The sequence below is a fragment of the Stenotrophomonas sp. TD3 genome, assembly GCF_001939825.1.
In the GTDB taxonomy this organism is placed as follows: Bacteria; Pseudomonadota; Gammaproteobacteria; order Xanthomonadales; family Xanthomonadaceae; genus Stenotrophomonas.
Map to the genome: position 1 here is coordinate 196,479 of NZ_MOYM01000003.1, position 21,048 is coordinate 217,526.

The window sequence follows — 21,048 nt, forward strand, 5'->3', positions numbered from 1 at the left end:
ATGTACAGCGGGAGCCGGGATAGCCGGCTCCCGCTCGGTCATCAGGCCTGCAGGCTGCGGGTCTGATTCTGCTGTTGTTCCAGCTGCTGGTCGCGCTCCAGCGCAAGGCGCTGGCCTGCGGCCTGCTGGTCGATGCGCTGGCTGCTCTGCTCCAGCGGTGTGTTCATTGCCACCGCCGTATCCACCGACACGCGAAGGTGGGCGGGGTCACCGCCCTGGCCCTGCACGGCGAAGCTGCGCGAGGCATCGGCATTCATCATCACCTCGTCGATGCGCTTGCCGCCTGCCGCGTGCATTTCGGCAGCCAAGCTACCTGCCAGCTGCGTACTCATCACGTCCGGTACCCGGCCGACGCGGACGTCCTGCGCGTGCACGCCACGGATCGCGTCGTTGAACAGTGGGTTACCCACATGGTTGGCATCGTCCATGCGCAGCATGCTGGTGTGATGGCCATTCTTCTCCGCTTCGCGACGTGCGGGCTCACCGGGCTGCAGCGGGCCGCGGATATGGTCGTACAGATCGACGGCGCCGCCCGGAATGCCGCGCGCCGCGCGGGTGACACCACGACGCAGTGATTCGACGTCGTCGCGGTACTCCTCGATCATCTTGGCGTTGTCTTTTGCCAGCTTCTGCGTTTCCGGGTGTTGCAGCACCGAGCCGTCGCCGAGGAAGTTGCCCAGCTTGTGCGCGCCGAACGAGCTTCCCGCCGCGACGAGCGGGCTGTCCGGGATCAGGGCGCGCATCGGGTGATTGCTGAAGCCGTTTGCGGCGAGTGTCTTGATCTCATCCGGCTTGGCATAGATGCGCACCTGGCCGAAGTGCGGCGAGGCCGAGCTGACCGGATCGGAGGCCATGACGTGGTTGATCATGGTGTTGCCGCCTTCCGGAATGCGGTAGCTGAGGCTGACCGCGCCATAGGCGTTGAAGGTCTCGCCCTTGACGTTGAAGTGGTGCGAGGTGATCTGGGCCAGGGCGCCGCCGAGAGAGTGGCCGGTGACGGTGACCTGGGGGGCGGGTACACCGTTCAAGCGCGACTGAAGCGCGACGCCTTCAAGCGTCCTCTGTGTCAAGGCAATCGCGTCGGGCGCCTGCACGTTGGTGCGCGCAACCACCATGCCGCCATCGGTCAGAATCGCATCGCGAGCTATCTGCTCGGTGCCACGATGCGCAATGACGATCTCTTTGCTGTCTACGCGCTGATAGACGGTACCTTGATAGCCGTTGAGACGATTGTTGACATGCTCAAGTATCTTGTATTCATGGCCGTTTAACGTGACCTTCTCTTCCTGGCCGGGTTCACGTCGGCCGACGGCTCGATCCTTGTAGGCGTCATCAGATAACGCTGCGTAGTCCTGGGAGGTGATGGTCACGGCGCCACCTCACTTGCGGAGAGGGTGATCGTAAACAGCTTGTCCTGAAGATCAGCGGCGTAATTGCTGCGATCGGGCTCGCCGCTGGCGGGGAAATTCGGAACGCGATCTGCCTTCGGATAGACCAGATCCGGATAGTAGAGCGTATGCGCGCCACCTTCGGTCAGCGGCTTGGCATCAACGAAGGTGAGGAAGCGGGTCTCTTCTTCAGCGCCCGTTGCCTTCAGCATTGCCCCGGCACCGGTGAACTCCCACTTGCACACGCCACGACCGTAGTAGTCTTCATCCAGCATGCGGTCCACATACAGCGTGCCCCGGTACTCGCCATCAGCGACCTTGCGCAGCTCCACTGGCTCCTGGCTGGTAATGCGAGCAGCCGTACCGGTGGCTGGCTCGATGTGGCCGCACTGGTCTTCGTTGGTGACGTCGTACTGAGCCACGCCCTTGACCAGAGCGAAATCGCCGGGGGCATCCTTCAGGCGTAGCACCAGTTCATAGGCCTTGCGCGGGCTGGGGTTGAGCTTTGCGAGCCCGCGCCCACCCTGGGCGACATCGGCTTCAGCAGCGGCACGTTCCTGGTTCATGGCGGTCTCCGGGTGGCAGGCGGTCAACAGAAGCAGAGCAAGGCACGGAATCATCTTGTGGCGCAATGTCGGCCTCCTTGGGGGTAGGGGGTGTGGAACTGGCAGCTCATGGCATGAGCTTCTGCACAGTGGTGGTGGTCGAGAACAGTGCGTCGCGCAGATCGGCGCGATAGCTGGAGGGATCTTCCTGGCCGCTCGCTCCGTATCCGGTGATCTCTTCGATCCGAGGGTAGTCGGCGCGTGGGTAGTACCGCGTCAACTGGCTCCCCGCGTCCATGCGTTTCTTGTCGACGAACGTCAGGAATCGTGTGTCTGCTTCGCCCTTCGTGGCGCGCAACATTGCACCGACACCCGTCAGCGACCAATGGCAGACGCCACGCCCGTAGTAGTCCTCGTCCTGCATACGGTCGAGGTAGAACGTGCCGCGATATTCGTTCTCGCCGATCTTGCGCAGCGTGACGGGCTCTTGGCTGGTGATGCGGCCTGCAGTGCCCGTTGCAGGCACGATCCGTCCACAGTCTGCGTAGTTGATGGCGTCGTACTGGGCCACGCCCTCAACAATCGCGAACGGGCCCGGCGCGTCCTTCAGTGTCAGCACCAGCTCATAGGCCTGCTTCGGCGCCGGGTTGAGCTTGGCCAGGCCGCGTCCACCCGCGGCGACGTCACGCTCGGCATCGGCGTAGGGCGAGCATGCCGCCAGCGGGATGAGGGCGAACAATGCCAGCAGCGGCCGTCCCCTGTGTGTGGGGTGCGCTACACCCATGGCGCGATCCTGCATCGTGCGTCCATGTCCATATATCCTTCCTGGGTGGCAGGTTTCTCGATTATGGGACGTGTCGGGAGCCCTGTGCCACCCCTCGAGACGGATTTTTGACGCGCCCAGGGCGCGCCGCGCCGGCAGATCGCTTGCCGCACAGGGCATCCCATCGTCGCGTTGGCTCTGCTGCCGGACGCAGGTTCGTAGCTGAATCCGTGACGGAAATCGATCATTCACATGTCCATCACTTCACCAGAGGCGTTCCCCTTGAACTGCACGATCCGCCCTGAAACCTGCGAAGACCACGCTGCCATCCACGCGCTTACCGAGGCGGCCTTCCGCGAAGCCCCGCACAGCAGCCACACCGAGCAGTTCATTGTGGATGCGCTGCGTTCGCGTGGAGAGCTGAGCCTTTCGCTGGTCGCCGATAAGGACGGCCAGGTCGTCGGGCACATTGCCCTGTCGCCGGTGACGATCAGCGATGGCAGTACGGGCTGGTTTGGCCTGGGGCCCATCTCGGTGCTGCCCGGATGGCAGGGGCAGGGCATTGGCGCGGCGCTGATGCACGCGGCGCTCGACGCATTGCGTGGGCAGGACGCGCACGGCTGTGTATTGCTGGGGGAGCCGGCGTATTACGGACGGTTCGGATTCCGCATGGAGCCGGGCCTGGTACTACCCGGTGTTCCGCCGGAGTACTTCCAGGCGCTGTGCCTGCGTCCGCCGATGGCGCAGGGCGAGGTGAGCTACTCCACGGCCTTTGAAGCCACCGCCTGAGAGCGCGGGAGGTCAGGGCGCACGCCAGACGGTGGGCTCGGGTTGCGGCTTGGGAATGCGGTAGCCGCCGATGTGTTCAAGTGAACTGACGGCGTCACGCCAGCACGTGGCTGCTGCCGAGGGATGTCAGCCGTTGTACCGGAGATGGATCAGGGGATACGGACGGCCCTGCGAATCGAGCGGTGAGCGGCCGGTTTCGACGAAGCCCATGCGCAGGTAGAAGCCAACGGCCTGCGCGTTCTGTTCGTTGACGTCGGTACTCAGCTGCGGATGCAGGGCCAGCGCGTGCTGCAGCAGCTGCCGGCCGATACCGGTACCGCGCACGTCCGGATCGATGAACAGCGCTTCCATGTGCGTGCCGTCGATCAGCATGAAGCCAAGGGGGCGGTCCTGAGCATCGACGGCCACGGTCATCGGTGCCTGCGGCAGGAAGCCGGCGACTTCGGCATCGATGGCCTGGCGGTCTTCGGCGCTGAGGAAGTCGTGGGTGGCGTCGACGGCGCGACGCCAGAGGTCGACGAGGGCGGTGCCGTCGTCGGCGCGCGAGGGGCGCAGGGTGGTCATGGGTTCACCAAGGTGCTTGACAGGAATGCGCAGTATGAAGTTTTCCGGCCACGCCTGCAGAAGCGGATTCATCCGGTGTGGCGATGGCGGATGAAGGGGCTGTAGGCTGTGGCCTCCGCGCGCAGCACCACGCCGTCCTCGAAGTCCTCGCTGTCATTGAAAGGCACGGTGGGCCACTGCGGCCATTGCGCCAGGCGTTCGCGGTAGTAGTGGGTTGCTGCAGCCAATGCCTCGTCGTGCGCCTGCACGCGCTCCGGTGCCAGCCCGGAACGCACGCCGTGCACTACATGCGGTTCCATCACGTCGAAGCCGACGTAGCGCAGGCTGTACATCAACGGCCACAGCAACAACCGGGTATCACCCTCGCGGCCGTCGACGGCGCAGGCCCGTGCCGATGAGCCGGTGGTGACGCTCAGCAACGCGCGCTTGCCGCGCATCACGCCGTGCTCGTGGCGCTGGCGGCTGTTGTACATCGGCCCGTAGACCAGCACGCGGTCCAGCCAGCCCTTGAGGATGGCCGGTGCCGCGAACCACCACAGCGGGAACTGCAGGATCAGCATGTCAGTGGCCTGCAGCAGCTTCAGGTGGCGGCGCACGTCGGTGGGCAGAAAATCATGCTCGGCGCTGTGGCGTTGTTCGCGCTGGGCATCGAAGCGTTCGCGCTGCAGGCGCTGAGGATGATGGTATGCGGCTTCCAATGGATCGAAGCCTTCCGCATACAGATCGATTGCCTCCACCTGCACACCGTCACGCCGCAGCTGCTCGGCGGCCTGCGTGGCCAGATGGGCGTTGAACGAGCGGGGTTCCGGATGGGCAAGCAGGATCAGGGCGCGCATGGGGCGAGGTGTTGGTGGAGTGTGCGACCATCCTCGCGATGCCGGAGTGCCCCGGCAATTACGCACCTTGAGGTAACCATGGCCTATCCGGGCGATGTCTATGCCGCCGATTGCTCGGCACGCGATGCGCTGGCGTTGATCTCCGGCAAGTGGGTGATGCTGCTGTTGCCAGCATTGGCGCAAGGCCCGCAACGCAACGGTGCGCTGCTGCGGAAGATCGAAGGGATCTCGCAGAAAGTGTTGACCCAGACCCTGCGGCAGCTGGAGCGCAACGGCCTGGTCGAGCGTTGCGATCTGGGGAGCAAGCCGCTGCATGTCGAGTACCGGTTGACCGAGGTCGCGCGCAGTCTGGTAGACACCCTGGCCGCGTTGGACCGTTGGGCCGAGCACAATTTCCCTGCGCTGGACGCCGCCCGCGAGCGCTTCGACGCGCGTTAGCGGCGCCTGCACGGTCCCGGGCGTACAATGCGGCCCCGGCGGCCATCCTGGCCCTGTAGACACGCGAGAACCGCCATGACCGATGCCCTGGGTGTACCGGTGCACGACGCCGATGAACACTGGATGCGCCATGCGCTGGCGCTGGCCGAGCGTGCGCAGCGCGAGTTCGACGAGATCCCGGTCGGTGCGGTACTGGTGAGCGCCGATGGCCAGCTGCTGGGCGAGGGCTGGAACCTCAACATCGCCTCGCACGACCCCAGTGCGCATGCCGAGATCGTGGCCATGCGCGCCGGTGGCAGGTTGCTGGCCAACCATCGGTTGCTTGGCAGCACCCTGTACGTGACCCTGGAACCGTGCGCGATGTGCGCGATGGCGATCGTGCATGCACGCGTTGCCCGTCTGGTCTACGGCGCCAGCGACCCCAAGACCGGGGCCTGCGGCAGCGTGTTCGACCTGCTCGGCGATACCCGCCACAACCACCGCGTCGAGATCCACGGCGGGGTGCTGGCCAAGGAGGCCAGCATGCGCCTGACCAACTATTTCCGTGCCAAGCGTGGCAAGCCGCCGCTGCTGCTGGAAGACCATGCCGGCGAGGCCTGAGGGGCGAACGGGTATGATGGGCGCCTCTTTCCATCACCGGTAGGCCGCGCGCCTGCCCAGCAACGAGGCGACACATGGCGGACAACGGCGCGGCCAACGAACGACTGATCTGGATCGACCTGGAAATGACCGGGTTGGATACCGACAACGATTCGATCATCGAGATCGCCACCGTGGTCACCGATGCCCAGCTGAACGTATTGGCCGAAGGTCCGGAGTTCGCCATCCACCACCCGCTGGAAACCCTGGAAGCGATGGATGAGTGGAACCGCAACCAGCATCGCCGTTCGGGCCTGTGGCAGCGCGTGGTGGACAGTACCACCACCCTCGGCCAGGCCGAGGCGCAGACGGTGAACTTCCTGGCGCAGTGGATCCCGGCCGGCCTGTCGCCGATGTGCGGCAACTCGATCTGCCAGGACCGCCGCTTCCTGCACCGCCAGATGCCGCGCCTGGAGAAGTATTTCCACTACCGCAACCTGGACGTGTCCACGGTGAAGGAACTGGCCAAGCGCTGGGCGCCGAACGTGGCCGCTGGCGTGGGCAAGAACAGCAACCACACCGCGCTGAGCGACGTGCACGATTCGATCGCCGAGCTGCGCCACTACCGCCAGTTCATGGGCGCGCTGTCGGGCCTGCCGGCTGCCTGAACAACGACGCCGGGCATGGCCCGCCGCTACTACCGGGTGGCATGCGAACTGGTAGTGCCGGCCGCTGGCCGGCAATCCCACGGGGTCGGCCCCCTTTCCAGCGGAAGGGGCCCTGACTCCCGCGACGAACCGTTCAACCATCCGGCGCTAAGATCGGCGCCATGAACGAGCCCATCCTGCTTCCCCGCGACATTGCCCACGACGCCCGCGACTGGTCCGACCTGCAGCGGGCGGTGACCCTGCTGGAAGCCCCGACCCTGACCGCGCGCATGGCCAACCTGGTCGGCACGCCGCTGGAGTTCGCGGTGAAGGCGCTGCCCAAGGCGGTCTCCGGCCGCATCCACGGGGCGGTGCAGGCGGCGCTGTCCAAGTCGGCGCAGGCGGCGCTGTGGAGCATGGACAACACGCCCGGCAAGGGGGCGTCGACCCGCTGGCACAAGGTGGCCGCCGCGACCTCGGGCGCGGTGGGCGGGGCCTTCGGCTTCGCGGCCTTGTTCATCGAGCTGCCGGTGTCGACCACCATCATGATGCGTGCGGTGGCCGACGTGGCCCGCAGCGAGGGCTTCGACCTGTCCGAGTTCAGCACCCGCCAGGCCTGCCTGGAGGTGTTCGCGCTGGGCGGCAACTCGCCGCGCGATGATGCCAGCGAGACCGGCTACTACCTGGCCCGCGGCTTCACCACCGATGTGATGCGCCACCTGTCGGCCGAGTTGGCCGGGCGGGTGGTGACCGGCCGCGACCTGACCCTGGGCGTGGCGCCGAAGGAAGCCGGCAAGCTGCTGGCGAAGATGGTGGAAAAGGTAGCGGCGCGCTTTGGCGTGGTGGTGACCGAGAAATTCGCCGCGCAGGCAGTGCCGATCGTCGGTGCGGCCGCGGGTGCAACGCTGAATACCATGTTCACCGATTACTACCAGGACATGGCGCGCGGTCACTTCATCGTGCGTCGGCTGGAGTTGAAGTACGGGGAAGACGTGGTGCGCAGCTGCTATGACCGCGTGGCGCACGGCGGGGCGTTGATCGAGCCCACGCTGTAACCGGCTTCCGGCTTCGGGGTCAGAGCCCTTTGCGTTGCAACGGGATCCGACCCCGGTTGCGCGCGGGGTCGGATCCCGTTCCGCAGGAAGGGGCTCTGACCCCTGGGCTTGCCATCCTTGCCTCGGGGGAACAATTGTTTTGCCAGCGCATGCCTGTTGCATGGCAGCCGGCATCCCCATCCTTTGCGGCACTCCCCCCGCAAGAGATTGCCGCCATGATGTTCACTCCCCACCGCCTGGGCGCCTTGACCCTGCCCAACCGCATCGTGATGCCGCCGATGACCCGCTCACGTGCCGCCGACGGCAACGTCGCCACCGCGGAAATGGCCGCCTACTACGCGCAACGTGCCAGCGCCGGTCTGATCGTCAGCGAAGGCACCCAGATCAGCCAACAGGGCCAGGGCTACGCCTGGACCCCGGGCATCCACAGCGCCGAGCAGGTGCAGGGCTGGCGCCAGGTGACCGATGCGGTGCACGCCGCCGGTGGCCGCATCTACGCCCAGCTGTGGCACGTGGGCCGCGTTTCGCACGTGGCGCTGCAGCCGGAAGGTGGCGCACCGGTATCGTCGTCGGCCCTGCTGGCTGAAGGCGTGAAGGTGTTCGTCGATCCGACCGGAGCCGGTCCGGAAGCCGGCATGGGCGAAATGATCCAGCATTCGATGCCGCGCGCGCTGCGCGAAGACGAGATCCCGGGCATCGTCGAGGACTATGCGCAGGCCACCCGCAATGCGCTGGCCGCCGGTTTCGATGGTGTCGAGCTGCACGCCGCCAATGGCTACCTGATCAACCAGTTCATCGATTCGCAGGCGAACCTGCGTACCGACCGCTACGGCGGCTCGCTGCAGAACCGGCTGCGCTTCCTGCGTGAGGTGGTGCAGGCGGTGGTGGCGGTAGCCGGTGGTGACCGAGTCGGTGTTCGTCTGGCGCCGCTGACGACGTTGCAGGGCGCGGTGGACGATACGCCGCAGGCCACCTATCTGGCCGCGGCGCACCTGCTGGGTGAGCTGGGCGTGGGCTACCTGCACATCGCCGAAGCCGACTGGGACGATGCACCGCTGATGCCGGTGGCGTTCAAACAGGCGCTGCGCATGGTCTACCCGGGCACCCTGATCTACGCCGGCAAGTACACCGCCGAGCGCGCCGAGCAGGCACTGGCTGAAGGCTGGGCCGACCTGATCGGCTTCGGCCGCCCGTTCATCGCCAACCCGGACCTGCCGGAGCGCCTGCGTCTGGGTGCGGAATTGAATCCGCCGGATCGGGCGACGTTCTTCGGTGGTGGTGCGGTCGGGTTCACCGATTACGGGACGCTGGAAGAAAGCGTCGCCGCCTGATCCTGGAGGCTGCCGGCCAGCGGCCGGCACTACCGGTGCATGGGCCAGCGGTCGGCACTACCGGCGTATGGACATGGGGTGGGTGCCGACCATTGGTCGGCACTCCCGGTCAGGGCTTGTCGCGCACCAGTGCGTCGGCCTCGACCACGCCGCCATCCTTGCCATGCAGGTACAGGTGCATGTCCTGCTGCGGATACGGGATGTTGATGCCGGCCTTGTCGAAGCCCAGCTTCAGCTGTTCCAGCAACGTGACCTTGGTACCGAACCAGTCGGCCGACTTTACGTAGCAGCGGATGCCAAGATTGATCGCGTGCGCGCCCAGCTCGTACACCACCACGTCCGGTGCCGGTGTCTGCAACACGCGCGGGTCGGCCTTCATCAACGCCAGCGCGGTGTCGCGCGCCAGCTGGATGTTGTCTTCGTAGCCGATGCCCACCACCAGTTCGACGCGGCGGGTCGGCTCGGCGGTGAGGTTGATGATCGGCGCAGCGGTGATCAGCGTGTTCGGAATGGTGGTGTGCTGGTTGTCGGCACCGGTGATGACGGTCTGGAAGATGCGCACTTCGCGCACCGTGCCGGTCTGTCCGGCCACTGTCACCACATCACCCGCGCGGAAAGGACGCAGCGTCACCAGCATCACGCCCGAGGCGATGTTGGACAGCGAATCCTTCAGCGCCAGGCCCACCGCCAGGCCGGCGGTGCCGAGCACGGCCAGCAGCGGGGTGATCTGCACGCCCAGCGTGCCGATTGCCAGCACCACCACGATCACCAGCGAGGCGGCGTACACCACGTTGCGCAGGAAATTGCCCAGCATCGGATCCACGCCCATGCGCGCGGTGGCGCGTGGCATCGCGTTGGACAGGCGTCGCGCCACCCACATGCCGACCAGCAGCACTACGATCGCGGCCAGCAACGGTACGCCGTAGGTTTCCAGCAGGCGCTCCCAGTCGAGCGAATGGAACCAGGGGGTAGCGGCGGGAGCGGGTGCGGCGGCGACGATCATGCGGAAATCCTTTGCTGCGGGGGAAGTCTGCGCGGGGCATGGCGTACGTGGACGCCAGAAACACGAAGCCCCGCAGAGGCGGGGCTTGCGTGCAGCAGCAGTATGGGCGGACGCCGATGAACACGACGTCAGCCCATCACGGCATCAGCCGTTGGCCTTCAGCTTGGCCAGGCGCAGCCAGGTATCGACCACGGTGTCCGGGTTCAGCGACACCGACTCGATGCCTTCCTGCATCAGCCATTCGGCCAGATCCGGATGATCGGACGGGCCCTGGCCGCAGATGCCGACGTACTTGCCCTTGGCACGTGCCGACTTGATCGCCATCGACAGCAGCTTCTTCACCGCCGGGTTACGTTCGTCGAACAGGTGCGCGACGATCGACGAGTCGCGGTCCAGGCCCAGGCTCAGCTGGGTCAGGTCGTTGGAGCCGATCGAGAAGCCGTCGAAGATCTCCAGGAACTCATCGGCGAGCAGTGCGTTGGACGGCACTTCGCACATCATGATGATCTTCAGGCCGTTCTCGCCCTGCTTCAGGCCGTTCTGTTCCAGCACCTCGATGACCTTGCGGCCTTCTTCCAGGGTGCGCACGAACGGAATCATGACCCACAGGTTGTCCAGGCCCATTTCGTTGCGCACGCGCAGCACGGCCTTGCACTCCAGCGCGAAGGCGGCCGAGAAGCTCGGGTCGACGTAACGGCTGGCGCCGCGGAAGCCGATCATCGGGTTCTCTTCGTGCGGCTCGTAGTTGCTGCCGCCGATCAGGTTGGCGTACTCGTTGGACTTGAAGTCCGACAGGCGCACGATCACAGCGTTCGGGGCGACCGAGGCGGTGAGGGTGGCGATGCCTTCGGCCAGGCGGTCCACGTAGAAGCTGACCGGATCACCGTAGCCGGCGATCTTCTCGTCGATCTTCTTCTTCGTCGCAGCGTCCTGGCGGTCGTATTCCAGCAGCGCGTTCGGGTGGATGCCGATGTGGCTGGCGATGATCATTTCCAGGCGGGCCAGGCCGATGCCGGCGTTCGGCAGCTGGCCGAAGTCGAAGGCACGTTCCGGGTTGGCCACGTTCATCATGATCTTCAGCGGTGCCGGCGGCATGTTGCCCAGATCGGTGGTGGTGCGCTCGAAGCCGAGCTTGCCTTCGTAGATGAAGCCGGTATCGCCTTCAGCGCAGCTGACGGTGACCAGCTGGCCATCTTCGATGACCTTGGTGGCGTTGCCCGAACCGACCACGGCCGGCACGCCCAGCTCGCGCGCGATGATCGCGGCGTGGCAGGTGCGGCCGCCACGATTGGTGACGATGGCCGAGGCGCGCTTCATCACCGGTTCCCAGTCCGGGTCGGTCATGTCGGCGATCAGCACGTCGCCCGGCTGCACGCGGTTCATGTCATCCAGCGTCTTGACCACGCGGGCCACGCCCGAGCCGATCTTGGCACCGACGGCACGGCCTTCGGCCAGCACGTTGCCGCCCTTTTCAGTCAGCGCGAAGCGCTCGATCTGGGTGGCATGGCTGCGCGACTTCACCGTTTCCGGGCGCGCCTGCACGATGAACAGCTTGCCGCTGACACCGTCCTTGGCCCACTCGATGTCCATCGGGCGGCCGTAGTGCTTTTCGATGACCAGTGCCTGCTTGGACAGTTCCTGCACGTCCTCGTCGCTGATCGAGAAGGTGTTGCGCAGTTCGACCGGGGTGTCCTCGATCCTGACGCGCTCACCCGGAACATCCGAATACACCATGCGGATCGCCTTGCTGCCGAGCGAGCGGCGCAGGATCGCCGGCTTGCCGGCCTGCAGGGTGGGCTTGTAGACGTAGTACTCGTCCGGGTTGACCGCGCCCTGCACGACCATTTCGCCCAGGCCGAAGGACGAGGTGACGAACACCACGTCGCGGAAGCCGGACTCGGTGTCCAGGGTGAACAGCACGCCGGAGGAGCCGACGCCCGAACGCACCATCAGCTGCACGCCGGCGGACAGGAACACGTCCTCATGCTTGAAGCCGTGGTGCACGCGGTAGGCGATGGCGCGGTCGTTGTACAGCGAGGCGAACACTTCCTTGACCTTGTGCACGACGTCGTCGGCACCCGTGACGTTGAGGAAGGTTTCCTGCTGGCCGGCAAAGGACGCATCCGGCAGATCCTCGGCGGTGGCCGAGGAACGCACGGCCACGGCCACGTCGCCGCCGCCATTGTCGGCGCTCAGCTTGGCGTAGGCGGTGCGGATGTCCTGGTCCAGCTGCGGCTGCAGCGGAGCGTCGATCACCCAGGTGCGGATTTCCTTGCCGGCGGCGGTCAGCGCGTTGACGTCCTCGACGTCCAGCGTGGCCAGCTTGTCGAAGATGCGCTTGGACAGATCGTTGTGCGCGATGAAGTCCTTGAAGGCTTCAGCGGTGGTGGCATAACCGCCCGGCACCGAAACGCCCAGACCGGCGAGGTTGCCGATCATCTCGCCCAGCGACGAATTCTTGCCGCCTACGCGGGCCAGATCGGCCAGACGCAGTTCGTGCAACCACAGGATGTTCTCGTTCAAGCGCGATGCTCCGTTTGGCCATCGCCCGAGGCGGGCTGAGTGGCCGCGTCCGTAGGAAGAAGCCGATATGATGCCGGGCAGAGCACCGTCGGCACAAGCTTGTGCTGGCGGCCTTTTTAAGCTTCGTAGGGGGTAAAAGCGCGCATGTCGACCATCCGTCCGGTGTTCTACGTTTCCGATGGAACCGGTATCACCGCTGAAACCATTGGGCATAGCCTGCTTACCCAGTTCTCCGGGTTCAGCTTCATTACCGACCGCATGTCGTTTGTCGACGACCCTGAAAAGGCGCGTGAAGCCTGTGCCCGGATCCAGGCGGCGGGGGAGCGGTACCAGGTCCGGCCGATCGTGGTGAACTCCTGCGTGGACCAGAGCCTGAGCCTGATCCTGGCCGACAGCGGGGCGTTGATGCTGGATGTGTTCGCGCCGTTCATCGAGCCGCTGGAGCGTGAACTGGCCAGCCCGCGCCTGGCCCGGGTCGGCCAGGCCCACGGCATGGTCGATTTCGACACCTACCACCGTCGCATCAACGCGATGAACTTCGCCCTGACCCATGACGACGGCATCGCGGTGAACTACGACGATGCCGACGTGATCCTGGTGGCGGTGTCGCGCGCCGGCAAGACGCCCACCTGCATCTACCTCGCCCTGCATTACGGGGTGCGCGCGGCCAACTATCCGCTGACCGACGAAGACCTGGAAAGCGACCGCCTGCCGCCGCGCCTGCGTGCCTACCGGCGCAAGCTGTTCGGCCTGACCATCGACCCCGACCGCCTGCAGCAGATCCGCCAGGAGCGCCGCCCGAACTCGCGCTATGCCAACCTGGACACCTGCAAGCGCGAGGTGGCCGCGGCCGAGACCATGTTCCGCATGGAGCGGATCCCGACCCTGAGCACCACGCATACCTCGATCGAGGAGATTTCCAGCAAGGTGCTGGCCACGCTGGGGCTGCAGCGCGAGCTGTATTGATCCGTGCGCCACGACCAACGGTCGTGGCCTACCTGGGGGGGGGCGGGCGTTGCCCCTCCTCCGCGGTGGGTATCGACCGTTGGTCGATACCGAGCCCCTTTGGTCGGGACGATCCCGCCCCCACGTTGAAGCACCAACGTGTAGGATCGACCCATGGCCCAAGCCTCGCCCCGCACCGAACGCATTCCCCGCCTGAGCCGGCTCAGCTGGCTCATGGGCCTGTACGCGGAAAACTACCGCCATCTCGTGCGCCTGTTCGAACCGGCCGGACTGGTGGCGGGCAGCTACATTTCCTCGATCGGCGACGGCCTGGATGTCCGCCTGGACGTGATCGAGTGCCACCGCTACACGGTGGAACTGCGCCTGACCTACGACCTGGCCGACCCGATCACCGGTGAGCCGGATCCCTCGGCCTATGTGCGCCTTTACCGTGACGCGCGCCAGGCCGAGACCACCCACTGCTACGTCGGTCGTCGCTGGCAGGACACGATGGGCCTGTATCCGCCGCCGGCGGAGCTGATCAGCCACCGCATGCGGATGAACACCTTCCTCGGCAAGTGGCTGGAATACCTGGCCGAGCGTGGCCACGGTGTCGCCACCCTGCGCCGCGATCCCGACGGCGCCGGCACGCCCGCCGAGCGCCGCCTGTCGCTGGTGCGCTGATCGGCCATAATCCACGGCTGACCTGCCGCTGGATGCTGCCCCATGCCGTATACCCCGATCGTCGCCACCCTGGGCTATGTGCTGTCGCCCGATCGTCGCCAGGTGCTGATGATCCACCGCAACACCCGTCCCGGTGACCACCACCTGGGCAAGTACAACGGGCTGGGTGGCAAGATCGAAGCGGACGAGGATGTAGCGGCCAGCATGCGCCGCGAGATCGCCGAGGAAGCCGGCATCCACTGCACCGACATGCACCTGCGCGGCACCATCAGCTGGCCGGGCTTCGGCAAGCACGGCGAGGACTGGCTGGGCTTCGTGTTCGTCATCGATGGATTCGAGGGCACCCCGCACGGCGGCAACCACGAGGGCACGCTGGAGTGGGTGGACCTGGACAAGTTGGACACGCTGCCGATGTGGGAGGGCGACCGCAACTTCCTGCCGCTGGTGTTCGACGCCGACCCGCGCCCGTTCCACGGCGTAATGCCGTACAAGGACGGTCGCATGGTCAGCTGGTCCTACAGTCGACTGTGACCCGACGAATCGGGTGGGAGCCAACCTTTCGGGTAGCTGCCACCCTTGGTTGGCACGCCCCCCTGGCTGGTTAATACCCGGGCAATATTGACTCTCGCAAATTACCCGGGCAATATTCGCGCATCACCTCTGATGCCATTGCCATGCCTGCGTCCCGACTTCCTCCCTTCAGCTGTTTCGACGGCCATCGCCTGGTCGCTTCCGGTACCCCGGAAGTGGCTGCGCTGGCGTTGAAACAGCTGCGTGCCGACAACGCCGCCGGTCCGCTGCTGGTGTTCGACAACGCCAGCGGCCGCACCCGCGATTTCGACACGCGCGGCAGCGACGCAGAACTGCTGGCGCGGGTGACCGAAGCGTTTCCCGCCGCCATGGAGGCGGAGGCCGATGCCACTGCCGAAGATGCACCCGCAATCCCGCGTGGCCGTGGCCGCCCCAAGCTGGGCGTGGTCGCCCGCGAAGTGACGCTGTTGCCGCGCCATTGGGCGTGGCTGGCCGAACAGCCGGGTGGGGCCTCCGTGGTGCTGCGCAGGCTGGTGGAAGCGGCCAGCCGTGTCGGTGCCGACAAGGACCGGCAGCGCCGCCACAGCGAGCGTGCCTATCACTTCCTGCAGGCCATCGCCGGTGACCTGCCGGGCTTCGAAGAGGCCATCCGCGTGCTGTTCGCGCACGACCGCGCGGGCCTGGAAGCGGCGCTGCATTCCTGGCCCGAGGACGTGCGTGACCACGCCCTGCGCCTGGCCTTCGAAGACGCTGGCGGCTGAGCCATCGCGCCGTTGCTGAGCGACGGCGTCATCTGACCGCGGGCCGCGGCCCGCTTCCCCTGTGCTTGCTTTGCTGGCGGAAACGCCGGGCAGGGCGGCGCCTTGCCCAGAGAACCCCATGAGCACCCCTGTACATCCGATACCTCCGGCAGCACCCCCGCTGTGGCGCACCTACCTGACGCTGCTGCTGCCGATGCTGCTGACCAATGCGCTGCAGCTGGCCGCAGGCACGCTGGACAACATCTATCTTGGCCACCTGCTTGGCACACAGGCGGTGGCTACGGCCGCCGCGTTCTTCCCGGTCTTCTTCCTGCTGCTGGCCCTGGTGATGGGCCTGGCCACGGGCGCAATGGTGTTGATCGGCCAGGCCTGGGGCGCGGGCCGGCCGCAGCAGGCACGCGCGGTGGCTGGCAGCGCGGTGGCGCTGATCCTGCTGTTGTCGGCGCTGGTGATGGTCCTGGGCGGCGGTTTCGCGCCACAGCTGCTGGTGGCGCTGGGTACGCCGGCAGCGGTCCTCAGTGAGTCCATCGTCTATGCACGCGTGCTGCTGCTGGCGGCCCCGGCGTTCTTCCTGCTGTGGCTGGCCACCGCCGTGAGCCGTGCAGTGGGCGATGCGACGTCGCCGCTGCATGCGCTGCTGCTGGCCACGGCGGTCGGCCTGCTATGCACGCCGCTGCTGATCCTGGGCGGGGCCGGCCTGCCGCAGCTGGGTTCGGCCAGTGCGGCCGTATCCGCGGCGTTCGCGTCGCTACTGGCACTGGCCTGGTTGCTGTGGCGCTGGCGTCGGCTGGGACATCCGCTGGCGCCGGGCCGTGACCTGTTGCGCGCCATCCGTTTCGATGGCGCGATCATCCGCGCGATGCTGCGCATCGGCGTGCCGTCTTCATTGCAGATGCTCAGCCTGGCCATTGCCGAGATCGTGTTGCTGGGCTGGATCAACCGCTACGGCTATACGGCCACGGCCGCCTATGGTGCGGTCAACCAGTTGATGAGCTGGGTGCAGCTGCCGGCGATGTCACTGGGCATTACCGCCACCATCCTCGCGGCGCATGCGATGGGCGCGGGGCGTACGGCACGGCTGCCCGCCATCGCCCGCACCGGCGTGCTGCTTGGACTGGCGATGCTGAGCGCGGTGGTGCTGCTGGTGATGGTGCTGGCGCCCTGGCTGACTGCGCTGATCCTGGTGACGACCGAAGCGCGCGAACTGGCCACGCTGCAGTTGCGCACGGTGGCGTGGGGCGTGCTGGCGATGGGAGGCAGCACGGTGCTGGTCGGGGTGATGCGCGGCAGCGGCACGGTTTTGCTGCCCGCGTTGCTGGGCATGGCGGCGGTACTGCTGCTGGAGCTGCCGCTGGCGATGTGGTTGCAGGCGCGGCATGGGCTGGCCGGCGTGTGGTGGGCGTGGCCGCTGGGGTTGCTGGCGATGCTGGTGATGCAGGTGTTCTGTTTCGCGCGTTGGCGGCGACGGGTGCAAGGCGGGTAATACCGACCGCTGGCCGGCAACCCGGAACGGTCGGGGCAGCCGGCCAGCGGCCGGCTCTACCACGCGGTCGGATCGTTGCCGTGGCGGCGGCTGCGGTGGGCTGGCCACTGGTGATGCAGGTGTTCTGTGTTGCTCGTTGGTGGCGGGCGCAGGCTGGGTAGTGCCGGCCGCTGGCCGGCAACGCGGAATGGCCGGGGCAGCCGGCCAGCGGCCGGCTCTACCACGCGGTCGGATCGTTGCCGTCGCGGCGGCTGCGGTGGGGTGGCCACTGGTGATGCAGGTGTTCTGTGTTGCTCGTTGGTGGCGCGTGCAGGTTGGGTAGTGCCGGCCGCTGGCCGGCAATCCAGAATGGCCGGGGCAGCCGGCCAGCGGCCGGCTCTACCACTTCAGCGCCGCTGTGCCAGCAGCAGGTGGAAGTGCTTGTCACGGGTCTGGCCGTCATTGCCGCTCGCGGTTTCGCGGTGGCTGCGCCAGGCCGAGACGCGGAAGCCGGCTACCCGTAGGGCCAGCTCCACCGCGTCCAGTTCATGCAGCTGGAAGTCGGCGGCGAACGGCAGGCTGCGCATGAAGGCGGCATCGCCAAAGGCCAGGCACAGGCGGCCGCCCCAGCGCAGCACCCGCGCCAGCTCGTCCAGCACCGGGGCCAGGTTTGGCCAGAAGTACAGGGTATTGACCGCCAGCGCCGCATCCATCGAGGCATCGCTGACTGGCAGGGAATGGGCGTCGCCGAGGCGCATCGTGGCACGGTCGCTCAGCCCGGCGGCGTCCAGGCGCTGATTGCCGGCCTCGACCATGGCAGGGGACAGCTCGATCCCCAGGTACTGGCTGTCGGCGGCGTGCAGAAGCGCGGGAGCGAAGGCGGCGTTGCCGGGACCGATCTCCAGGATGCGTTCGCCTGCCGACACCGCCAGCAGGCCGATCGCCGCGCGGTTGAGCGCGCCGTTGCTGCGATTCATTGAATCGGCCACCGCCAGTGCGGCGTCGCCATGGGGCTGCCGCAGCTGCGCGGCCAGGGAGGAGGCATCCAGCATCGTCATCGTCGTCCGTCGGTGGGTTTCGGACGTGGCGGCGGCGGGCCCGCCGGTGACCATAGCGCCGACTCTGCGGCTTGGGAAGTAGGGAAACCCCGCGGATGGGTGATGAGGAAATGTCCACCGTCGCAGTCGGTGAGATCTGGTTGTCCACAGGGGGTGTGGATTACGCGTGGGCAACTTTGTGGATAAGCCGCGACAGGCGCCACCCCCCTAGGCTGTCAAGATGGGTGGCGAAAAATTCACCGCCGGTGACGACGGGTGAGGGAGCGGTGAAGGATCGGCCCCGCCAGCGCTGTCGCCAGCGGCGGCGCTCGCGGTAACCTGTGGGCCTTGATGCTCCGTGAGACCCCATGAAACGTCATTTCTCGATGCTGCGCGAATTCCAGCTGGCCGACTGGTTCACCCTGGCCAATGCTTTCTGCGGCACCGGCGCGGTGTTTGCCGCGATGCGCTTCCTGCAGGACGGCGAGCGCGGCTACCTGCTGTTCGGCATGGCGCTGATCCCGCTGGCCTTCATCTTCGACGCCCTCGATGGGCGCATCGCGCGCTGGCGCAAGTCCAGCTCGACCCTCGGCCGCGAACTGGATTCTCTGTCCGACGTGATCTCCTTCGGTGTGGCACCGGCAGCGCTGGCGTATGCGTGCGGCATGCAGGGCGGCTGGGACTGGCTGGTGCTGAGCTACTTCGTCTGCTGTGGCGTCAGCCGCCTGGCACGCTACAACGTCACCGCCGAGGCGCTGGCCGGCGACGAGGGCAAGGTCACGTATTTCGAGGGCACCCCGATTCCGACCAGCCTGCTGCTGGTGATTGTGCTGGCGATCGCCGCCGGTACCGATGCCATCGGCCAGAACATCTGGTTCGGCCAGTGGCAGATCGGCCCGTGGCAGCTGCACCCGATGGTGCTGTTGTTCGCCCTGTCCGGGTCGCTGATGATCAGCAAGACCCTGCGTATCCCCAAGCCATGAGCCAGCCCTGCGGAGGCCTGCGATGACCAGCTCGGCCCACGACGCCGGCAGCAGTGATTTCGAAACCCTGGCCCGGCAGTACTTCGGCGCCTGGGGCGATGCCCTGCGCCATGCGAGCACGCCCGGCGCACCGGCCGGTGACGATCCCGGCAGCTGGCGGCGGTTGTTCGACTGGTGGGGCCAGCTGCTGCCCGAACAGGCGCAGGGTGCGCCGGAAGATGCCGTGCGCCGGTTCCGCGAACAGGCGGGCAGCTGGTACGGCACCATGCAGGAAGTCGCCGCACGGTTTGCCGGCCGCGACGCCAGCAGTGCCGACGTCGCCCAGGCCTGGCGCGAGGCGGTGCAGGGGCAGGGCGACGGCATGCTGCAATGGATGCTGCAGGGCGCCCGTGGCAGCACCCACGCCGGCGCCGCGGTTCCGGAGTTCGCCGCCTGGCTGCAGCAGTTCCAGCTGCAGGCCGGCCCGTGGCTGCAGAGCCCGGCGTTCGGGCCCGGCCGCGAGCACCAGGCGCGCTGGCAGGCCCTGCTGCGTGCGCAGGAGGAATACCAGCAGCATTCGCGCGCCTACGTCGATCAGATCAAGCAGGCGCTGGACGAGGCCTTCGCACTGTTCGAGCAGCGGCTGGCCGAGCACGAGCAGCCCGGCAGCCAGCTGACCAGCGCTCGCGCGATGTTCGACCTGTGGATTGAAGTGGCGGAGGAAGCCTACGCCAAGGTCGCCATGTCCGAGCCGTTCCAGCAGGTATACGCCGCGCTGGGCAACGCGCAGATGCGCCTGCGCGCCGGCCTGCAGCGCGAGGTGGAACAGATGAGTGAACGGATCGGCCTGCCGACCCGCAGCGAGATGGACGCCGCACACCGCCGCATCGCCGAGTTGGAGCGCAGCCTGCGCCGCCTGCAGGCGCAGGTGGTGGCCATGGCTGGTACGGGCGAGGTCGATCCGGTGGCGCAGCCGGCACCGGCGAAGGTGAAGCCTGCCGCGCGCAAGGCCGCGAAGAATGCCGCGCCGGCAAAGAAGGCGTCTGCGAAAAAGGTGTCTGCGAAGAAGGCGCCCGCGAAAAAGGCTACACCTCGCACTTCCACGCGGGCGCGTGACCGATGAAAGGACCGCTGGGCTTCAACGCCGATGACCTGATGCAGGAAACCCTGGCCATGCAGCGCAAGCTGATGGAAGGGCTGAAGCTGCTGCCGCAGGTGGAAGACGTGGACTATGGCGTGACCGCGCGCGAGGAAGTCTGGCGCGACGGCAAGGTGGTGCTGTACCGCTTCGTCGGCGAGCAGGCACCGACCCGGCGCACGCCGCTGCTGATCGTCTACGCGCTGGTCAACCGGCCGTACATGGTCGACCTGCAGGCCGACCGATCGCTGGTGCAGAAGCTGCTGGCGCTGGGCCAGGACGTCTACGTACTGGACTGGGGCTACCCGGATCGCTCGGAGCGCTTCCAGACCCTGGAGGACTACCTGCTGCGCTACATCGATGGCGCGGTGGATGCGCTGCGCGCGCGCAGTGGTGGCCCGGTCGACCTGCTCGGCATCTGCCAGGGCGGCGTGTTCGCGCTGTGCTACGCCGCACTGCGCCGGCAGAAGCTGGGCAAGCTGATCACCATGGTCACCCCGGTTGATTTCCAGACCACCGACAACATGCTCTCGCACTGGGCGCGGCAGGTGGACGTGGACCTGCTGGTCGACACGCTGGGCAACATCCCGGCCGACCTGATGAATGCCAGTTACCTGATGCTCAAGCCGTTCCGCCTGAACGTGCAGAAGTACGTCGGCCTGCTCGACATCCTCGATGACAAGGCGGCGCTGGAGGATTTCCTGCGCATGGAGAAGTGGATCTTCGATTCACCGGACCTGGCGGGCGAGGCTTTCCGCGACTTCATCAAGCAGTTCTACCAGGGCAACGGGCTGGTGAACGGCACGGTGCGGATCGGCGAGGAAGCGGTGGATCTGTCGCAGGTGACCTTGCCGGTGCTGAACATCTATGCCGAGCAGGACCATCTGGTGCCGCCGGATGCCTCGCGCGCGATGCGTGGGCGCCTGGGCACCGAGGACTACACAGAGTCCAGTTTCCGCGGCGGCCATATCGGCATCTACGTGTCCGGCCGCGCGCAGCGCGAAGTGCCGGCCACGATCGATGGCTGGCTGAAGGCGCGCGACCTGTAGAGTCGAGCCATGTTCGAC

General features: G+C 66.8%; 22 protein-coding genes. 14 read left to right on the forward strand and 8 right to left on the reverse strand.

Going from position 1 to position 21,048, the window contains the following annotated elements; genetic code table 11:
- Positions 1-41: 41 nt before the first annotated feature.
- The 3 genes from BKE09_RS20335 to BKE09_RS20345 are packed head-to-tail and all read right to left on the reverse strand — an operon-like array spanning position 42 to position 2,732.
- Complete coding sequence (locus BKE09_RS20335; protein WP_075677593.1) at positions 42-1,370, reverse strand: XVIPCD domain-containing protein; 1,329 nt, start codon at positions 1,368-1,370, stop codon at positions 42-44.
- Complete coding sequence (locus tag BKE09_RS20340) at positions 1,367-2,020, reverse strand: hypothetical protein (RefSeq protein ID WP_075677595.1); 654 nt, start codon at positions 2,018-2,020, stop codon at positions 1,367-1,369. The genes BKE09_RS20335 and BKE09_RS20340 overlap by 4 nt, the downstream gene beginning before the upstream one ends.
- Before the next feature lie 40 nt (positions 2,021-2,060).
- A complete protein-coding gene (locus BKE09_RS20345; RefSeq protein ID WP_139319697.1) occupies positions 2,061-2,732 on the reverse strand; it encodes a hypothetical protein in 672 nt (223 codons plus the stop codon).
- A gap of 246 nt (positions 2,733-2,978) precedes the next feature.
- Here BKE09_RS20345 and BKE09_RS20350 point away from each other — a divergent pair, with 246 nt between their 5' ends.
- Positions 2,979-3,485, forward strand: coding sequence for an N-acetyltransferase (locus tag BKE09_RS20350; RefSeq protein WP_075678328.1), 507 nt, complete (start codon positions 2,979-2,981; stop codon positions 3,483-3,485).
- 126 nt (positions 3,486-3,611) lie between these two features.
- Here the strand turns inward: BKE09_RS20350 and BKE09_RS20355 are convergent, their stop codons facing one another.
- On the reverse strand, positions 3,612-4,049 hold the full coding sequence (locus BKE09_RS20355; protein ID WP_075678329.1) for an acetyltransferase: 438 nt from the start codon (positions 4,047-4,049) through the stop codon (positions 3,612-3,614).
- A 68-nt stretch (positions 4,050-4,117) separates the two neighbouring features.
- Positions 4,118-4,885 carry an NAD(P)H-dependent oxidoreductase gene (locus BKE09_RS20360; protein WP_075677597.1) on the reverse strand — a complete coding sequence of 256 codons (768 nt, stop codon included), beginning with the start codon at positions 4,883-4,885 and terminating at the stop codon, positions 4,118-4,120.
- Between the two features lie 78 nt (positions 4,886-4,963).
- On the opposite strand from BKE09_RS20360, the gene BKE09_RS20365 reads away from it, so the two are divergent.
- The 5 genes from BKE09_RS20365 to BKE09_RS20385 all read left to right on the forward strand — a co-directional run bounded on the left by BKE09_RS20365 (position 4,964) and on the right by BKE09_RS20385 (position 8,935).
- Positions 4,964-5,323 (forward strand): helix-turn-helix domain-containing protein, encoded by a 360-nt coding sequence (locus tag BKE09_RS20365; RefSeq protein WP_075677599.1) that lies wholly within the window; start codon positions 4,964-4,966, stop codon positions 5,321-5,323.
- Positions 5,324-5,398: 75 nt separating this feature from the next.
- Positions 5,399-5,923, forward strand: a complete 525-nt coding sequence (tadA, locus tag BKE09_RS20370) for a tRNA adenosine(34) deaminase TadA (RefSeq protein WP_075677601.1) — start codon at positions 5,399-5,401, stop codon at positions 5,921-5,923.
- Positions 5,924-5,997: 74 nt separating this feature from the next.
- Complete coding sequence (gene orn, locus BKE09_RS20375; protein WP_049444269.1) at positions 5,998-6,570, forward strand: oligoribonuclease; 573 nt, start codon at positions 5,998-6,000, stop codon at positions 6,568-6,570.
- A gap of 161 nt (positions 6,571-6,731) precedes the next feature.
- Positions 6,732-7,604: an EcsC family protein gene (locus BKE09_RS20380; protein WP_014037626.1), complete on the forward strand. Its 873-nt coding sequence runs from the start codon at positions 6,732-6,734 to the stop codon at positions 7,602-7,604.
- Positions 7,605-7,819: 215 nt separating this feature from the next.
- A complete protein-coding gene (locus tag BKE09_RS20385) occupies positions 7,820-8,935 on the forward strand; it encodes an alkene reductase (RefSeq protein WP_075677603.1) in 1,116 nt (371 codons plus the stop codon).
- Positions 8,936-9,044: 109 nt separating this feature from the next.
- Here the strand turns inward: BKE09_RS20385 and BKE09_RS20390 are convergent, their stop codons facing one another.
- The gene (locus BKE09_RS20390; RefSeq protein WP_075677605.1) at positions 9,045-9,938 is read right to left on the reverse strand and encodes a mechanosensitive ion channel domain-containing protein; all 894 of its coding nucleotides are present in this window, start codon (positions 9,936-9,938) and stop codon (positions 9,045-9,047) included.
- Positions 9,939-10,082: 144 nt separating this feature from the next.
- On the reverse strand, positions 10,083-12,461 hold the full coding sequence (ppsA, locus tag BKE09_RS20395; protein ID WP_049444262.1) for a phosphoenolpyruvate synthase: 2,379 nt from the start codon (positions 12,459-12,461) through the stop codon (positions 10,083-10,085).
- A gap of 144 nt (positions 12,462-12,605) precedes the next feature.
- Here ppsA and BKE09_RS20400 point away from each other — a divergent pair, with 144 nt between their 5' ends.
- The 5 genes from BKE09_RS20400 (at position 12,606) to BKE09_RS20420 (ending at position 16,865) form a co-directional block, all read left to right on the forward strand.
- The gene (locus BKE09_RS20400) at positions 12,606-13,427 is read left to right on the forward strand and encodes a pyruvate, water dikinase regulatory protein (RefSeq protein WP_014037622.1); all 822 of its coding nucleotides are present in this window, start codon (positions 12,606-12,608) and stop codon (positions 13,425-13,427) included.
- A gap of 153 nt (positions 13,428-13,580) precedes the next feature.
- Complete coding sequence (locus BKE09_RS20405) at positions 13,581-14,090, forward strand: DUF1249 domain-containing protein (RefSeq protein ID WP_075677607.1); 510 nt, start codon at positions 13,581-13,583, stop codon at positions 14,088-14,090.
- 42 nt (positions 14,091-14,132) lie between these two features.
- A complete protein-coding gene (locus BKE09_RS20410; protein ID WP_075677609.1) occupies positions 14,133-14,621 on the forward strand; it encodes an 8-oxo-dGTP diphosphatase in 489 nt (162 codons plus the stop codon).
- A gap of 143 nt (positions 14,622-14,764) precedes the next feature.
- Positions 14,765-15,382 (forward strand): DUF2239 family protein, encoded by a 618-nt coding sequence (locus BKE09_RS20415; RefSeq protein ID WP_075677611.1) that lies wholly within the window; start codon positions 14,765-14,767, stop codon positions 15,380-15,382.
- A gap of 118 nt (positions 15,383-15,500) precedes the next feature.
- Complete coding sequence (locus BKE09_RS20420; RefSeq protein ID WP_075677613.1) at positions 15,501-16,865, forward strand: MATE family efflux transporter; 1,365 nt, start codon at positions 15,501-15,503, stop codon at positions 16,863-16,865.
- 386 nt (positions 16,866-17,251) lie between these two features.
- Here BKE09_RS20420 and BKE09_RS20425 read toward each other — a convergent pair whose 3' ends face one another.
- On the reverse strand, positions 17,252-17,902 hold the full coding sequence (locus BKE09_RS20425; RefSeq protein ID WP_075677615.1) for a class I SAM-dependent methyltransferase: 651 nt from the start codon (positions 17,900-17,902) through the stop codon (positions 17,252-17,254).
- A 347-nt stretch (positions 17,903-18,249) separates the two neighbouring features.
- Between BKE09_RS20425 and BKE09_RS20430 the strand changes: the two genes are divergently transcribed.
- The 3 genes from BKE09_RS20430 to BKE09_RS20440 are packed head-to-tail and all read left to right on the forward strand — an operon-like array spanning position 18,250 to position 21,030.
- A complete protein-coding gene (locus BKE09_RS20430; RefSeq protein WP_075677617.1) occupies positions 18,250-18,864 on the forward strand; it encodes a CDP-alcohol phosphatidyltransferase family protein in 615 nt (204 codons plus the stop codon).
- Between the two features lie 22 nt (positions 18,865-18,886).
- Positions 18,887-19,966, forward strand: a complete 1,080-nt coding sequence (gene phaE / locus BKE09_RS20435; protein ID WP_075677619.1) for a class III poly(R)-hydroxyalkanoic acid synthase subunit PhaE — start codon at positions 18,887-18,889, stop codon at positions 19,964-19,966.
- Positions 19,963-21,030 carry a class III poly(R)-hydroxyalkanoic acid synthase subunit PhaC gene (locus BKE09_RS20440; protein WP_075677621.1) on the forward strand — a complete coding sequence of 356 codons (1,068 nt, stop codon included), beginning with the start codon at positions 19,963-19,965 and terminating at the stop codon, positions 21,028-21,030. The genes phaE and BKE09_RS20440 overlap by 4 nt, the downstream gene beginning before the upstream one ends.
- Positions 21,031-21,048: the final 18 nt, after the last annotated feature.

What these genes read in the sequence shown, in the direction of transcription:
- BKE09_RS20345 (WP_139319697.1), bottom strand. Translation starts at nt 2,732, where the DNA reads ATGCAGGATCGCGCCATGGGTGTAGCGCACCCCACACACAGGGGACGG.
- BKE09_RS20355 (WP_075678329.1), bottom strand. Translation starts at nt 4,049, where the DNA reads ATGACCACCCTGCGCCCCTCGCGCGCCGACGACGGCACCGCCCTCGTC.
- BKE09_RS20360 (WP_075677597.1), bottom strand. Translation starts at nt 4,885, where the DNA reads ATGCGCGCCCTGATCCTGCTTGCCCATCCGGAACCCCGCTCGTTCAAC.
- BKE09_RS20365 (WP_075677599.1), top strand. Translation starts at nt 4,964, where the DNA reads ATGGCCTATCCGGGCGATGTCTATGCCGCCGATTGCTCGGCACGCGAT.
- tadA (WP_075677601.1), top strand. Translation starts at nt 5,399, where the DNA reads ATGACCGATGCCCTGGGTGTACCGGTGCACGACGCCGATGAACACTGG.
- orn (WP_049444269.1), top strand. Translation starts at nt 5,998, where the DNA reads ATGGCGGACAACGGCGCGGCCAACGAACGACTGATCTGGATCGACCTG.
- BKE09_RS20380 (WP_014037626.1), top strand. Translation starts at nt 6,732, where the DNA reads ATGAACGAGCCCATCCTGCTTCCCCGCGACATTGCCCACGACGCCCGC.
- BKE09_RS20385 (WP_075677603.1), top strand. Translation starts at nt 7,820, where the DNA reads ATGATGTTCACTCCCCACCGCCTGGGCGCCTTGACCCTGCCCAACCGC.
- BKE09_RS20390 (WP_075677605.1), bottom strand. Translation starts at nt 9,938, where the DNA reads ATGATCGTCGCCGCCGCACCCGCTCCCGCCGCTACCCCCTGGTTCCAT.
- BKE09_RS20400 (WP_014037622.1), top strand. Translation starts at nt 12,606, where the DNA reads ATGTCGACCATCCGTCCGGTGTTCTACGTTTCCGATGGAACCGGTATC.
- BKE09_RS20405 (WP_075677607.1), top strand. Translation starts at nt 13,581, where the DNA reads ATGGCCCAAGCCTCGCCCCGCACCGAACGCATTCCCCGCCTGAGCCGG.
- BKE09_RS20410 (WP_075677609.1), top strand. Translation starts at nt 14,133, where the DNA reads ATGCCGTATACCCCGATCGTCGCCACCCTGGGCTATGTGCTGTCGCCC.
- BKE09_RS20415 (WP_075677611.1), top strand. Translation starts at nt 14,765, where the DNA reads ATGCCTGCGTCCCGACTTCCTCCCTTCAGCTGTTTCGACGGCCATCGC.
- BKE09_RS20420 (WP_075677613.1), top strand. Translation starts at nt 15,501, where the DNA reads ATGAGCACCCCTGTACATCCGATACCTCCGGCAGCACCCCCGCTGTGG.
- BKE09_RS20425 (WP_075677615.1), bottom strand. Translation starts at nt 17,902, where the DNA reads ATGACGATGCTGGATGCCTCCTCCCTGGCCGCGCAGCTGCGGCAGCCC.
- BKE09_RS20430 (WP_075677617.1), top strand. Translation starts at nt 18,250, where the DNA reads ATGAAACGTCATTTCTCGATGCTGCGCGAATTCCAGCTGGCCGACTGG.
- phaE (WP_075677619.1), top strand. Translation starts at nt 18,887, where the DNA reads ATGACCAGCTCGGCCCACGACGCCGGCAGCAGTGATTTCGAAACCCTG.
- BKE09_RS20440 (WP_075677621.1), top strand. Translation starts at nt 19,963, where the DNA reads ATGAAAGGACCGCTGGGCTTCAACGCCGATGACCTGATGCAGGAAACC.